The sequence below is a fragment of the Salmonella sp. 741265055_HSA genome (assembly GCF_046569525.1).
Classification (GTDB): domain Bacteria; phylum Pseudomonadota; class Gammaproteobacteria; order Enterobacterales; family Enterobacteriaceae; genus Salmonella; species Salmonella enterica.
Window position 1 is genome coordinate 98,783 of record NZ_JBKFSQ010000011.1, and the last position, 13,818, is coordinate 112,600.

Sequence of the window (13,818 nt, forward strand, 5' to 3'; positions counted from 1 at the left end):
TGGATGGGCTTTTTTCTCCACCAACAATCTGATCTCACGCGCTTTTTAGTGGTAAAAAGCTATAATGCACTAAAATGGTGCAACCTTTTCCAGGAGACTGCTGAATGGCAAGCGGCATACAGCCCGATGCTGGGCAGATCCTCAATTCGTTAATCAACAGCGTGCTAGTGGTCGACGACGCGCTGGCAATCCATTACGCCAATCCTGCCGCGCAGCAGTTGCTCGCGCAAAGCTCACGCAAACTGTTCGGGACGCCGTTACCTGAACTGTTGAGCTATTTTTCGTTAAACATTGACCTGATGCGCGAAAGTTTAGCGGCAGGGCAAGGCTTTACCGATAACGAAGTGACGCTGGTGATTGATAGTCGCTCGCATATTCTCTCTTTGACCGCCCAACGTCTGCCCGACGATTTTATACTGCTCGAAATGGCGCCGATGGATAACCAGCGTCGTCTGAGTCAGGAGCAGTTGCAGCACGCGCAGCAAATCGCCGCCCGCGATCTGGTGCGCGGTCTGGCGCACGAAATCAAAAATCCGCTCGGCGGCCTGCGCGGCGCGGCGCAGCTACTCAGCAAGGCGCTGCCCGACCCGGCGCTAACGGAATATACCAAAGTCATCATTGAACAGGCCGACAGGCTACGCAACCTTGTCGATCGTTTGCTGGGGCCGCAGCACCCGGGAATGCACATTACCGAGAGCATACATAAAGTCGCGGAGCGCGTGGTGGCGCTGGTATCGATGGAACTGCCGGATAATGTCCGGCTTATCCGCGATTATGACCCCAGTCTGCCAGAACTGCCGCACGACCCGGAACAAATTGAGCAAGTACTGCTGAATATTGTCCGCAATGCCTTGCAGGCGCTGGGGCCGGAAGGCGGCGAAATTACGCTGCGTACGCGTACCGCCTTCCAGTTAACGCTGCATGGCGAACGCTATCGCCTGGCGGCGCGTATAGACGTTGAAGACAATGGGCCGGGCATTCCTCCCCATTTACAGGATACGCTGTTCTACCCGATGGTCAGCGGTCGCGAAGGCGGCACCGGGCTTGGGTTATCTATCGCCCGCAATCTTATCGATCAACACGCCGGCAAAATTGAATTTACCAGTTGGCCGGGGCATACCGAGTTTTCGGTTTACCTGCCGATTCGGAAATAGAGGTGTTTATGCAACGAGGAATAGTCTGGGTCGTCGATGATGATAGTTCCATCCGTTGGGTGCTTGAGCGTGCTCTCGCCGGGGCAGGGTTGACCTGTACCACCTTTGAGAATGGTAATGAAGTACTGGCTGCGCTGGCCAGTAAAACGCCGGACGTCTTGCTGTCGGATATCCGAATGCCGGGAATGGACGGGCTGGCGCTATTAAAGCAGATTAAACAGCGTCACCCGATGCTTCCGGTCATCATTATGACCGCGCATTCCGATTTAGATGCCGCCGTGAGCGCCTATCAGCAGGGGGCGTTTGATTATCTGCCTAAACCGTTTGATATTGATGAAGCCGTCGCTCTGGTCGAGCGCGCGATTAGCCACTATCAGGAGCAGCAGCAGCCGCGTAATATCGAGGTTAACGGCCCGACAACAGACATGATAGGCGAAGCGCCCGCCATGCAGGATGTGTTTCGCATTATTGGTCGGCTGTCGCGTTCTTCGATTAGCGTGCTGATTAACGGCGAATCAGGAACCGGTAAAGAACTGGTCGCCCATGCGCTACATCGCCATAGCCCACGCGCCAAAGCGCCGTTTATCGCGCTCAATATGGCGGCCATCCCGAAAGATTTGATTGAATCCGAACTGTTTGGCCATGAGAAAGGCGCTTTTACCGGGGCGAATACCATCCGGCAGGGCCGTTTCGAGCAGGCTGACGGCGGCACGCTGTTTCTGGACGAAATTGGCGATATGCCGCTGGATGTCCAGACTCGTCTGTTACGCGTGCTGGCTGACGGACAGTTCTACCGCGTGGGCGGGTATGCGCCGGTAAAAGTGGATGTGCGCATTATCGCCGCCACCCACCAGAACCTCGAACGACGCGTTCAGGAAGGGAAATTCCGCGAAGACCTGTTCCACCGCCTGAACGTGATTCGTATCCATCTTCCGCCGTTGCGTGAACGCCGTGAGGATATTCCGCGCCTGGCGCGCCATTTTTTGCAGGTCGCCGCCCGTGAATTAGGTGTGGAAGCCAAATTATTACATCCGGAAACCGAAACGGCGTTAACGCGCCTGGCATGGCCTGGTAACGTGCGTCAGTTAGAAAATACCTGCCGCTGGCTCACCGTCATGGCCGCCGGACAGGAGGTATTGATCCAGGATTTACCGGGCGAACTGTTTGAAGCCTCGGCGCCGGATAGCCCGTCCCACCTGCCGCCGGATAGCTGGGCTACATTACTGGCGCAATGGGCGGACCGCGCCTTGCGAGCCGGTCATCAAAACCTGCTTTCTGAAGCGCAGCCAGAACTGGAGAGAACGCTACTGACCACGGCGTTACGCCATACGCAGGGTCATAAACAGGAAGCCGCCAGGCTGCTCGGTTGGGGGCGAAACACCCTAACGCGGAAGTTGAAAGAGCTGGGAATGGAGTAAACATTACCCGCGAGTGTAAAGATTAATAATTGAGCGCAAAACGCTGCTATTTTGCGCTTTACTGTTCCGATGAGTTCAGTATGATCATGCCCGGCAAACGGGGGGATTCATTATGTTAGAATCTATTATTAATCTGGTATCGAGTGGAGCGGTCGACAGCCACACGCCACAAACTGCGCTAGCCGCCGTGTTGTGTGCCGCGCTGGTGGGACTGTTCAGCTGACAATGTGCCGGATGGCGCTAATGCTTATCCGGCCTACAGGTTGTCGCAACGTGTAGGCCCGGTAAGCGCAGCGCCACCGGGCAACCCGGCTAAATGACGCGCGAGAACTGCTGCATCCGCGCTTTCTGGCGCAAATAAGCATCAAAGCACATGCAGATATTGCGGATCAGCAAACGACCTTTCGCCGTCACCTGAATTCCCTTCTCGCTAATATCCACCAGCCCATCTTTCGCCAGCGGCGACAGTAACTGCAAATCTTCGGCAAAATACTCAGCGAAATGCAAACCCCACTGCTGTTCGACAGCGTTAAAATCCAGGCGGAAGTTACAAATCAGCGCTTTGATAACATCGCGACGAATGCAATCATCACGGGTCAGCGTAATACCACGCCATAGCGCATTGCCCCGCTCATCCACTTGCTGGTAATAACGCTTCAGCTCTTTCTGATTCTGCATGTAGCCATCGCCAATCATGCTGATAGCAGAAACCCCCATCCCTAACAGATCGGTATCGCCCTGGGTCGTATAGCCCTGAAAATTACGGTGCAGCACGCCTTCGCGCTGCGCGACGGCCAGTTCGTCGTCCGGACGGGCAAAATGGTCCATCCCGATAAACTGATAACCGGCCTGAGTAAGCGATACGATCGTCTCCTGCAAAATATCCAGTTTCTGCTGCGCGCTGGGTAAATCGGCATCTTTAATTTTACGCTGGGCGGCAAAAAGCGTTGGCAGATGCGCATAGTTAAAGACGCTCAAACGATCGGGGTTCAGTTCCGTCACACGCTTCAGCGTGAAAGCGAAGCTTTCCGGCGTCTGTTTCGGTAGACCGTAGATCAAGTCGATATTGGTCGAGGTAAAGCCGATATCGCGGGCGTGATTAAGCAACGCAAAGATGAATTCTTCATCCTGCTCGCGGTTAACCAGGCGCTGCACCTCTTTATTAAAGTCCTGCACGCCCATACTCAGGCGGTTAAAACCTTCCGCACGTAAATGATCGAGCACATCCAGCTCAATTTCACGGGGATCGACTTCGATCGAGATTTCCGCGTCGGTATTAAAGTGGAAATTTTCACGCAACAGCGTCATTAAACGGCTGATTTGCGCTTTATTCAGGTAAGTAGGCGTACCGCCGCCCCAGTGAAGCTGGCTGACATGACGGTCTGCAAACAGCGGCGCGCGATGGCGAATTTCCTGCTCAAGCGCGTCAAGGTACTGGTCAGCTTTATGCTGTTGGCGGGTGACAATCTTGTTGCAGCCACAGAAATAACACAACTTGTGACAAAACGGGATATGCACATACAGCGAGAGCGGACGTTCAGGATAACGCGCCACAGCCTGCAAGAATGCGGCGTCCTCGAAGTCTTCAGAAAACTCCAGCGCGGTTGGGTACGAGGTATATCGTGGCCCGGAATAGTTATATTTCTGGATCAGGGCCAGATCCCAGTCTATTTGCTGTTCAGACATGCTCACTCCTTCCGATGGCGTCTCTGGCGGGTACGGCGTACCGGCTTCACGCCATGACGGGCGGCAAGCCGGCTGCGCAGCCATTTCTGTCGCCGCGACAATCGCTGTAGTTTAACGAATAACCACACCAGATAACATATAACCGGAAGGGTTATAAGCAGGACGGGCAAGCCCACGGTGTAAACCCGTTAGTTGCCGCCTCTTAGCAGGCGCATCATATCTTCCTGCTTCTCGTCCTCTTCGTTGTCTTCTTCATCGTCATCGTAAGACAAGCCAAGCTTCTGCATCAGTTCATCAATACGATCCAGTTTGGCATCTACCCAGGCTTGATCTTCCGCACTCAGGGTTTCGCCCGCTTCCAGACGTTCTAACAGCGCATCCAGGCGCTCATCCGTTTCCAGTAAATCCAACTCCGCCTGCGGTGAAAGCATAGGTTTCTCACTTTTCGGTTTATGCTGTTGGGTCACTTTTTCAGTCACGCCCAATGGAACAGGTGTTTTACTGCCAATACGTGGATCTTTTTGTTGATTCTGATTGCCGCCGCCCGAAGCGGAATTGCCGCCCGCCGCGCGACTTCCCGGCGCATGACCGCGATGTTTTTTCAGGCGTTTACGGTCGCGCGCCTCCTGGTTTAACTCTTCACGCGTTTTACGACGCTGTTTGCCAAAGGCTTTACTGCGCGGTGCAGAGGTTGGTTTTTTCATGATGTCAGATCTTTAAGCCGTTTTATTCAGTATAGAATTGAGGCGGAATCTAGCAGAAAGCAAGCAAAGAAAAAAGGCGACAGAGTAATCTGCCGCCTTTTTTCTTGACTCACGACCCTTAACGGGTTCCACCATCCCTGTTGGCTATCAACACGCCCTGTTTTTCCCTTAGCCTGGAACATTCCATGTTGTTTCCATTTCCTTTTACTAACGTCTCCGGACGTTTGTCTTCCTGACAATCCTGTGTCTTCGCCTCCTGGCGCTCCTGACCCTCATCCTGAGTCGTTGATCCTGTTAGCGTCCTCGCTATGTGCATTACTTTACTCTTTTGGGGTAAACTCACAAGATACCGACACGGCAAATCCCTTTTTTTCAGACAATTACCTTTCTATAAATTCATGATTTAACTATATTAACTGGCTTTGAGCCTGACAACGACTCTGTCATGTCGCATAAGTGTAATGGACAATGTCTCACAAAGCGTAGGGCTTTTACTTACAGCACCGCCGCGCCGAAAAATCCGCCTTTTGCTGGCGTTCAGGTATAATCGCCACAATGCTTTGACTGACGGAGACGACCGCTTTGACTAACCTGAATTATCAACAGACGCATTTTGTGATGAGTGCGCCTGATATTCGCCATTTACCTTCCGATTGCGGAATTGAAGTGGCTTTTGCTGGCCGTTCCAATGCAGGCAAATCCAGCGCCCTGAACACGTTGACCAACCAAAAAAGCCTGGCGCGCACCTCTAAAACGCCGGGCCGTACCCAATTGATTAACCTGTTTGAAGTCGTAGATGGCAAACGGTTGGTCGACCTGCCGGGCTATGGCTACGCGGAAGTCCCGGAAGAGATGAAACGCAAGTGGCAACGCGCGCTGGGGGAATATCTGGAGAAACGTCAAAGCCTACAGGGCTTAGTCGTTTTAATGGATATCCGCCATCCGTTGAAAGACCTCGACCAGCAGATGATCCAGTGGGCTGTAGAGAGCAATATCCAGGTTCTGGTTCTGCTGACCAAAGCGGACAAACTGGCCAGCGGCGCGCGCAAGGCGCAGTTGAATATGGTACGTGAAGCCGTGCTGGCCTTTAATGGCGATGTGCAGGTAGAAGCGTTTTCCTCGCTGAAAAAGCAGGGCGTAGATAAGTTACGTCAGAAGCTGGATAGCTGGTTTAGCGAACTGGCACCGGTCGAAGAGATTCAGGACGGGGAATAATCATCCGCTATGCCGGATGGCGCCGCTGCGCGTCTTATCCGGCCTACGGTGTGAGCGAAACTTTTCTTGCGCCCAATAAAAAACGCCCCAGTCATAAACTGACTGGGGCGGCTAAAATATTCAGCCAAATCCGATTACGTGAAGTAAAAGGTCTGAAAGATAGAACATCTTACCTCTGTACCCTACGTGAATAACTTTACTCTTTTTTGAGCAACACAGAAAGACCTTTTCGTAATTTTTTTTCATTCTTTACATAGGGAATTCTAATACCCATCACAAAACCCCCGTGCTTATGTTGCTTAATTACGAAAAAAGCGCGTTCTTCCTTAAATGCTTAGTGCGCTTGATCCCAATTTTCTCCGCTACCGACTTCCACCAGCAACGGCACATCAATACGCGTGCAGTTTTCCATCAACTGATGGATACGTTTTGCTACCGCATCTAAGTCGTCTTTATGCACCTCGAACACTAATTCATCGTGTACCTGCATAATCATCCGCACGCGCGGCTGCTCGGCCTGTAGCCAGGCATCGACGGCAATCATGGCGCGCTTGATGATATCGGCAGCCGTTCCTTGCATGGGAGCATTGATCGCCGCGCGTTCCGCCCCCGCGCGCCGCGCCGCGTTGCTGGATTTAATATCCGGCAGGTAAAGGCGGCGTCCCTCCAGCGTTTCCACATAGCCTTGTTCTTTTGCCTGAGCGCGGGTGCGCTCCATATATTCCAGCACGCCAGGGTAGCGTTCGAAGTAGAGATCCATATACTTCTGCGCCTCTTTACGCGGAATATTAAGCTGGCGAGAAAGACCGAAGGCGCTCATCCCGTAAATCAGGCCAAAGTTAATGGCTTTCGCACTTCGGCGCTGTTCCCCGGTCACGCTATCCAGCGGCAAGCCAAAGACTTCCGCCGCCGTTGCACGGTGAATATCTTTCCCTTCGGCGAACGCCGTGAGCAGCCCTTTATCACGGGAAAGATGCGCCATAATACGCAGCTCAATCTGTGAATAGTCCGCAGATACGATGAGATAATCCTCAGGCGCAATAAATGCCTGACGAATGCGGCGGCCCTCTTCATTGCGTACCGGAATATTTTGCAGGTTCGGATCGGTGGACGATAAACGTCCCGTCGCCGTTACCGCCTGATGATAGGACGTATGGACGCGCCCGGTTTTCGGGTTAATCATCAGCGGCAGCTTATCGGTATAGGTGGATTTTAGCTTCGCCAGACCACGATACTCCAGAATCACTTTCGGCAGCGGATAGTCCAGCGCCAGCTCTTCCAGCACCTCTTCCGACGTTGACGGCGCGCCGCCAGGCGTTTTCTTCAGCGGCTTAATACCCTGCTTTTCAAACAGGATGGTCTGCAACTGCTTCGTCGAGGACAGGTTGAACGCCTCGCCCGCAATGTCATGCGCTTTCTTTTCCAGTTCCGCCAGACGTAGTGTGATTTCTTCCGAATGTTTGTGCAGGACGGCAGGATCGATTTTTACGCCATTGCGCTCAACGCGTGACAGCACCGGCACCAGCGGCATTTCGATGTTTTCGAAAACATTCAGCGGGCCTTTGTGCTGCTGGAGCTCAGGCCACATTTTGAGATGCAACTGTAACGTGACATCCGCATCTTCTGCCGCATAGCGCCCCGCTTCCTCCAGTGCGATCTGGTTAAAGGTGAGCTGGTTTTTACCTTTACCGGCAATGTCTTCAAAGGTGATAGTTTTGTGCTTCAGCCAACGATCGGACAAGCTGTCCATATCATGGCGTCCGGCGACGCTGTTCAGAATGTAAGACTCAAGCATGGTATCGAAGGCGATACCGCGCAGCTCAATACCGTAATTTTGCAAGACGCCGCGATCGTACTTGAGGTTTTGCCCCACTTTGCGCACTTTTTCATCTTCCAGCAGCGGCTTCAGCAGTTCCAGAGCACGCTGGCGGGAGATTTGATCCGGAGCGTCCAGATAATCATGCGCGACAGGTACATACGCGGCAACGCCAGGTTCGATGGCAAACGAGAGGCCCACCAGATTGGCGGCGATATTATCCAGGCTGTCGGTCTCCGTGTCGAAAGCAAAAACTGGCGCTTTTTTCAGCTTTTCAATCCAGCTTTCCAGCGTAACGTCGTCCAGAATCGTGACATAATTTTCATAAGAGAGCGCCGCTACCGGTTCGCTGGGCGATTCATCAATAACGACCGTTTCCTGCGGTTTGGCCGCCGGTTTCGCGCCCTTTGCCTGTAGCCATTTGCCTGACTCAACGTCCGCCGTCCAGCGCTTAAACTCATATTTTTTAAACAGGCCCAGCAGTTCATCCGCAATCGGCTGCTGTACTTCAAGCTGTTCGCAGGTCAGCTCCAGCTCAACATCCGTTTTAATGGTGGCGAGTTTATAAGACAGGTACGCTACATCTTTATTCTGCGCTAATTTACCGGCCATCGTTTTGGCACCGCGGAAAGTGAGACCGGCAATTTTTTCCGGCTCGGCGTACAGCGTATCCAGGCCGCCCAATCCCTGAAGCAAAGCTTGCGCCGTCTTCTCACCCACGCCTGGTACGCCTGGAATATTATCTGAGGAGTCCCCCATCAGCGCCAGAAAGTCGATAATCAGCTCAGGCGGCACACCGTACTTATTAACGACTTCATCCGGGCCGAGGATGGTGTTAGTCATGGTGTTGATCAGCGTAATATTCGGCGTCACCAACTGTGCCATATCTTTATCGCCGGTGCTGATTAATACCGGACGCCCCACCTTCTCCGCTTCTCGCGCCAGTGTACCGATAACGTCATCCGCTTCTACGCCAGAGACCGCCAGCAGAGGTAACCCCATGGCTTTAACCATGGCATGTAACGGCTCTATTTGCGCACGCAGATCATCCGGCATCGGAGGACGATGCGATTTGTAATGTTCAAAGAGCTCATCACGGAAGGTTTTTCCTTTGGCGTCAAACACCACCGCAGCATGCGTCGGCTGATACTGCATGATCAGGCTGCGCAACATGTTGAGGACACCATACATTGCGCCCGTAGGTTCTCCCGCGCTGTTGGTTAACGGCGGAAACGCATGATAGGCGCGATAGAGATAGGATGAGCCATCTACGAGAATAAGTGGGTTTTCTGGGATCTGAACCATAATGTCCGTGCCTGTTTAACAGATTATGGTTAAAGGATGCCACATACAGGAGGAAAACTTGAGTTTTTCGCCGCATTTGCGGAAAAGTTTTGTCGATCTTCAGGATCGCTCGCAAAACAACCTGTGGATAACTTTGTGTGTAAATTCTTACCATTACTTTAAAATCAGCGCGATAGCCTTCACCTCTTAATAATTACCCATTATTTTCAATGAGTTGTTAACATCACGTTTTTCTGATTATCTGGTTCATGCCGTTATCATAATGTGGATAGTTGTTACGAGTGTTTCTATTTCACTCAGCGCCATCATTAGCATCGTTTTCTGATAGAATCAGCCTCTTGCGCCCTTTTCGCGCACCGTTTATGGCTAACTTTTGAATAATTTATTATGACGAGAATACTCGCGGCTATCACGCTCCCATTGAGTATCGTATTAACCATCCTGGTCACTATTGTTTGCTCAGTACCGATCATCGTTGCCGGTATGGTAAAGCTCCTTTTTCCTGTTCCCGGTATCTGGCGCAAGGTCTCCATTTTCTGCAATTTCATGATGTATTGCTGGTGTGCTGGCCTTGCAGCGCTGTTACGCCTTAATCCGCACTTGCAATGGGATGTAGAAGGGTTAGAAGGGCTGAGCAAGAAAAATTGGTATTTACTGATTTGTAATCATCGCAGCTGGGCCGATATCGTTGTGCTTTGCGTTCTGTTCCGCAAGCATATCCCAATGAATAAGTACTTTCTTAAACAGCAATTGGTCTGGGTGCCGTTCATCGGCCTGGCGTGCTGGGCATTAGATATGCCGTTTATGAAGCGCTACTCCCGTAGCTACCTACTCCGCCACCCCGATCGACGCGGCAAAGATGTTGAAACAACTCGTCGCTCTTGCGAAAAGTTTCGTCGGTATCCCACCACTATCGTTAACTTTGTTGAAGGCTCGCGATTTACGCATGAGAAACGCCAGCAAACGCATTCCCCCTATCAACATCTGTTGCCGCCAAAAGCAGCCGGTATTGCAATGGCGATTAATGTTTTAGGCTCACAGTTCGATAAGCTGCTTAATATTACGTTGTGTTACCCAAACAACGATCGTCACCCCTTCTACGATATGCTAAGCGGTAGGCTGACGCATATTGTTGTTCGGGTGCAACTGGAACCCATAAATGAAGAACTGCACGGCGATTACGTGAACGACAAAACATTCAAACGCCGTTTTCAACGTTGGCTTAATACGCTGTGGGATAAGAAAGATATACAGATAGAAGAGATTAAAACATCTTATAAAAACGCCGGTCAGTGACCGGCGTTCTTTTTATTTTTTATCAACCAAATATTTCACAGTATCAGCATACTGCTGAACAAAAACATCCATGCTGCTGGTATCCATGCCTTGTGGGTTAATCTGGTATTTGCCATTGACGAACATCGCCGGAACGCCCTGCAGTTGCAGGTCAGCCGCGGCTTTCTCCTGTTGCGCAACCAGCGATTTCACCACGAAGCTGTTCCATGCCGCATCGTAATCTTCGCCTTTGACGCCCGCATCAACGAACACTTTACGGATATCCGCAGCAGATTGTACTGTCTGGGTTTTCTGTACGGCTTCAAACAGCGGGACCGTGACTTTATCTTCTACACCCAACGCCATCGCCACCGCCCATGCCTGGGTGAGCTCCTTGCCCAACGGCCCCAGGAACTCAACGTGGTACTTGGTCATTTTGGTGCCTTCCGGCAGCTTTTTCTTCACATTGTCAGACACATGAAGCACTTCTTCAAACTGATAACAATGTGGGCAGTAGAAGGAGAAAAACTCCAGTACCTGGGGTTCGCCAGCGACCGGTTTATCCAGCGTGATATACTGTTTACCGTCGCTGATCTGTGCTGCCGAGGCGCTAAAAGCTAAAACCATACCAGCCAGCGCCAGCCAAATCTTTTTCATGATCAACTCTCTCCGATTAATACATTGGCGTTAATTGTAAAGGGGGTTCGTGCAAAATTTTAGTCTGCTCAATAAAAGTCGTTGTCTGTCGCTGCCAGTAATCTTCCCCTGTTAACCAGGGAAAGTTTTTTGGAAACGCAGGATCGCCCCAACGACGAATCAACCAGGCAAGATAATAAACTAAACGCATGGCGCGTAAAGGTTCAATGAGACCAATTTCAGCCGTATCGAACTCACTAACTTCTTCATAAGCTTCAATAATGGTTTCAAGCTGCATTCGCTGTTCGGTTTTGTCGCCGTTCAGCAGCATCCATAAATCCTGTATCGCCGGGCCGTTACGGGCATCATCTAAATCGACAAACAGCGGTCCATCACGCCATAGAATGTTGCCGGCATGACAATCGCCGTGCAATCGCAGAGTGGCGAAATCGGTGCGCCAGCATTCGGTAACTGCAGACAGTAGAGCATCAGTGGCTTTCAGGAAAGCCACTTTTTGCCCGGAGGGAATCAGTGCGGCATCTTCGAATACCTGGCGAGGTTCAAAAAGATACTCTGCAAGCCCAATGTCAGGCCGGAAAGTGAAAGGACGTTTTCGCCCCGTCTGATGCAATCGGCCAAGATAACGCCCTACCGCCTCCATCTGATCGATATTGTCTGCTTCAAACTGACGACCGCCTACGCTGGGGAAAATGGCATAATGATAGCCCTGATGCGCTAGCAGCGTCTGGCCATTAAACGCGAGCGGAGCAGCAACCGGAACCTCATCCTTCACCAGTTCAAGCGCGAATTGGTGTTCTTCCCGAATTTGCTCAACAGACCAGCGCTCAGGACGATAAAACTTAACGACAAAACGTCGACGGTCTTCATCCTGAAACTGATAGACGCGGTTTTCATAACTGTTTAGTGGAGTCAGCCCGGAATCCACCCTGATCCCCTGTTCAAACAGCGCATCCATGATGGTTTCCGGGTGTAGCGTCTGGAAAGTAAAAGCGTTGTCGTTCATCCCATCATCCGGAAAATACTACGAATGATTCAGGATATCATTTCGTGACGATTTCGGTGGCGCCGCTTACAAGGTTTTACTCTTTAATAACGCCGCGGGCGCGTAAAAGCGCCGTTTTAAAGTCCTCTTCATAGTCTTTTTGAATCCCTGGAATGGCAGCGTCTTTGGCGGAATCGCGCATTTTCAGATGGTAGATCAGGATATCATCAGTTAAATCTTCCAGTTTGCCGTCAAAACCTGACTCTTTCGCCAGTTTCTGCAAAAATTGCGTCAGATTAAGATCAGGCTCTTTCTGCCAGGCTGGCTGGAGGAGTTCAATGACTTCATTCAGGCGTTTACATTTCATAGCTGTGCTCCTTATTCTTGATACAGACACGGTAGCAGGGTCAATCCCACAATAAAAGAGGCGATATCGGTGAATCTGGATGAAGTAATAACCGGCGTGGTGCTGGCAGGCGGTAAAGCCCGGCGGATGGGAGGTGCGGATAAAGGTTTGCTTGAACTGGACGGGAAACCGCTCTGGCGACACGTTGCCGACGCGCTCGCGCCACAACTTGCTACGGTCGTCATTAGTGCTAATCGCCATCTGGATATCTACCAGGCCAGCGGCCTGAAAGTCATTCCGGATTCAATCGCTGACTTTCCCGGTCCGCTGGCGGGTATGCTTTCCGTTTTTCAGCAGGTAGCAGGCGACTGGTTTCTGTTTTGCCCCTGTGACAATCCCTGTATCCCCCACAACCTGGTCGATCGTTTAGCAGCGCAGCGTCATGGCGCACCCGTGGTTTGGGTTCATGATGGAGAACGCGATCATCCAACGATCGCGTTGATTAATCGTGCCGTTGAGCCCCAGTTGACAGCTTATTTGCAAGCAGGCGAGCGGCGGGTAATGATTTTTATGCGCCAGGCAGGCGGACACGCCGTTGATTTTAGCGATTGTAAGGAGGCATTTGTGAACGTCAACACGCCGGAGGAACTCGCGCAATGGCAAAAGAGACCATGATACCGCTACTCGCCATTGCCGCGTGGAGCGGCACGGGAAAAACAACACTGCTGAAAAAACTGATCCCAGCACTTTGTGCGCACGGTATTCGGCCAGGGCTGATTAAGCATACCCATCATGATATGGATGTCGATAAACCGGGTAAAGATAGCTACGAATTACGTAAGGCCGGGGCGGCACAGACGCTGGTTGCCAGTCAGCAGCGCTGGGCGTTAATGACTGAAACGCCGGGGCAAGAAGAGTTGGATCTGGCATGGCTGGTGAGCCGGATGGATGCATCAAAGCTGGATATGGTGCTGGTAGAAGGGTTTAAACACGAGGCAGTTGCGAAGATCTTACTTTTTCGTCAGGGATGTGGGCACAGCGAGGAAGAATTAATTCTTGATGAGCATGTTATTGCGGTTGCCAGTGATATTCCACTTGCCGTAGCGGTACCCGTTTTGGATCTTAATGATGTATCGCAGATTTCTGCCTTCATTTTGCGGTGGTTAGAGAAAGCACGTTCCTTGTATGCCGGATAAGGTGGAGCCGCCATCCGGCGGTGCAGGTTGCCTGATGGCGCTGCGCTTATCAGGCCTACATTTT

General features: G+C 51.6%; 14 protein-coding genes. 7 read left to right on the forward strand and 7 right to left on the reverse strand.

Annotated features, from left to right (window positions below):
* The first annotated feature begins 104 nt into the window (after nucleotides 1-104).
* From glnL to ACLD4K_RS08725, 3 genes are all read left to right on the forward strand, one after another.
* Entirely contained in the window at nucleotides 105-1,154 is a 1,050-nt protein-coding gene (gene glnL, locus ACLD4K_RS08715) for a nitrogen regulation protein NR(II) (protein WP_000146194.1), read from the forward strand.
* 8 nt (nucleotides 1,155-1,162) lie between these two features.
* Nucleotides 1,163-2,572, forward strand: a complete 1,410-nt coding sequence (gene glnG, locus ACLD4K_RS08720) for a nitrogen regulation protein NR(I) (protein WP_411011708.1) — start codon at nucleotides 1,163-1,165, stop codon at nucleotides 2,570-2,572.
* A gap of 112 nt (nucleotides 2,573-2,684) precedes the next feature.
* Entirely contained in the window at nucleotides 2,685-2,795 is a 111-nt protein-coding gene (locus ACLD4K_RS08725; RefSeq protein ID WP_001578131.1) for a YshB family small membrane protein, read from the forward strand.
* A gap of 89 nt (nucleotides 2,796-2,884) precedes the next feature.
* Here ACLD4K_RS08725 and hemN read toward each other — a convergent pair whose 3' ends face one another.
* The 3 genes from hemN to ACLD4K_RS08740 all read right to left on the reverse strand — a co-directional run bounded on the left by hemN (nucleotide 2,885) and on the right by ACLD4K_RS08740 (nucleotide 5,305).
* Nucleotides 2,885-4,258, reverse strand: coding sequence for an oxygen-independent coproporphyrinogen III oxidase (hemN, locus tag ACLD4K_RS08730; RefSeq protein WP_000003520.1), 1,374 nt, complete (start codon nucleotides 4,256-4,258; stop codon nucleotides 2,885-2,887).
* A 188-nt stretch (nucleotides 4,259-4,446) separates the two neighbouring features.
* The gene (gene yihI, locus ACLD4K_RS08735; protein WP_411011709.1) at nucleotides 4,447-4,962 is read right to left on the reverse strand and encodes a Der GTPase-activating protein YihI; all 516 of its coding nucleotides are present in this window, start codon (nucleotides 4,960-4,962) and stop codon (nucleotides 4,447-4,449) included.
* A 118-nt stretch (nucleotides 4,963-5,080) separates the two neighbouring features.
* The gene (locus ACLD4K_RS08740; protein WP_001541209.1) at nucleotides 5,081-5,305 is read right to left on the reverse strand and encodes a hypothetical protein; all 225 of its coding nucleotides are present in this window, start codon (nucleotides 5,303-5,305) and stop codon (nucleotides 5,081-5,083) included.
* Nucleotides 5,306-5,544: 239 nt separating this feature from the next.
* Between ACLD4K_RS08740 and yihA the strand changes: the two genes are divergently transcribed.
* Nucleotides 5,545-6,177 carry a ribosome biogenesis GTP-binding protein YihA/YsxC gene (yihA, locus tag ACLD4K_RS08745; protein WP_000183327.1) on the forward strand — a complete coding sequence of 211 codons (633 nt, stop codon included), beginning with the start codon at nucleotides 5,545-5,547 and terminating at the stop codon, nucleotides 6,175-6,177.
* A gap of 334 nt (nucleotides 6,178-6,511) precedes the next feature.
* Here yihA and polA read toward each other — a convergent pair whose 3' ends face one another.
* Complete coding sequence (gene polA / locus ACLD4K_RS08750) at nucleotides 6,512-9,298, reverse strand: DNA polymerase I (protein ID WP_411011710.1); 2,787 nt, start codon at nucleotides 9,296-9,298, stop codon at nucleotides 6,512-6,514.
* A 387-nt stretch (nucleotides 9,299-9,685) separates the two neighbouring features.
* On the opposite strand from polA, the gene ACLD4K_RS08755 reads away from it, so the two are divergent.
* Nucleotides 9,686-10,594, forward strand: coding sequence for an acyltransferase (locus tag ACLD4K_RS08755; protein ID WP_411011711.1), 909 nt, complete (start codon nucleotides 9,686-9,688; stop codon nucleotides 10,592-10,594).
* A 12-nt stretch (nucleotides 10,595-10,606) separates the two neighbouring features.
* Here ACLD4K_RS08755 and dsbA read toward each other — a convergent pair whose 3' ends face one another.
* The 3 genes from dsbA to ACLD4K_RS08770 form a co-directional block, all read right to left on the reverse strand.
* Nucleotides 10,607-11,230: a thiol:disulfide interchange protein DsbA gene (gene dsbA / locus ACLD4K_RS08760; protein WP_000725364.1), complete on the reverse strand. Its 624-nt coding sequence runs from the start codon at nucleotides 11,228-11,230 to the stop codon at nucleotides 10,607-10,609.
* Between the two features lie 16 nt (nucleotides 11,231-11,246).
* On the reverse strand, nucleotides 11,247-12,233 hold the full coding sequence (locus ACLD4K_RS08765) for a serine/threonine protein kinase (RefSeq protein ID WP_411011712.1): 987 nt from the start codon (nucleotides 12,231-12,233) through the stop codon (nucleotides 11,247-11,249).
* A 76-nt stretch (nucleotides 12,234-12,309) separates the two neighbouring features.
* Nucleotides 12,310-12,579 carry a YihD family protein gene (locus tag ACLD4K_RS08770; protein ID WP_000649858.1) on the reverse strand — a complete coding sequence of 90 codons (270 nt, stop codon included), beginning with the start codon at nucleotides 12,577-12,579 and terminating at the stop codon, nucleotides 12,310-12,312.
* Nucleotides 12,580-12,648: 69 nt separating this feature from the next.
* On the opposite strand from ACLD4K_RS08770, the gene mobA reads away from it, so the two are divergent.
* Both mobA and mobB read left to right on the forward strand, forming a co-directional pair.
* The gene (mobA, locus tag ACLD4K_RS08775; protein WP_183059544.1) at nucleotides 12,649-13,233 is read left to right on the forward strand and encodes a molybdenum cofactor guanylyltransferase MobA; all 585 of its coding nucleotides are present in this window, start codon (nucleotides 12,649-12,651) and stop codon (nucleotides 13,231-13,233) included.
* A complete protein-coding gene (mobB, locus tag ACLD4K_RS08780; RefSeq protein WP_023250332.1) occupies nucleotides 13,230-13,754 on the forward strand; it encodes a molybdopterin-guanine dinucleotide biosynthesis protein MobB in 525 nt (174 codons plus the stop codon). The genes mobA and mobB overlap by 4 nt, the downstream gene beginning before the upstream one ends.
* Nucleotides 13,755-13,818: the final 64 nt, after the last annotated feature.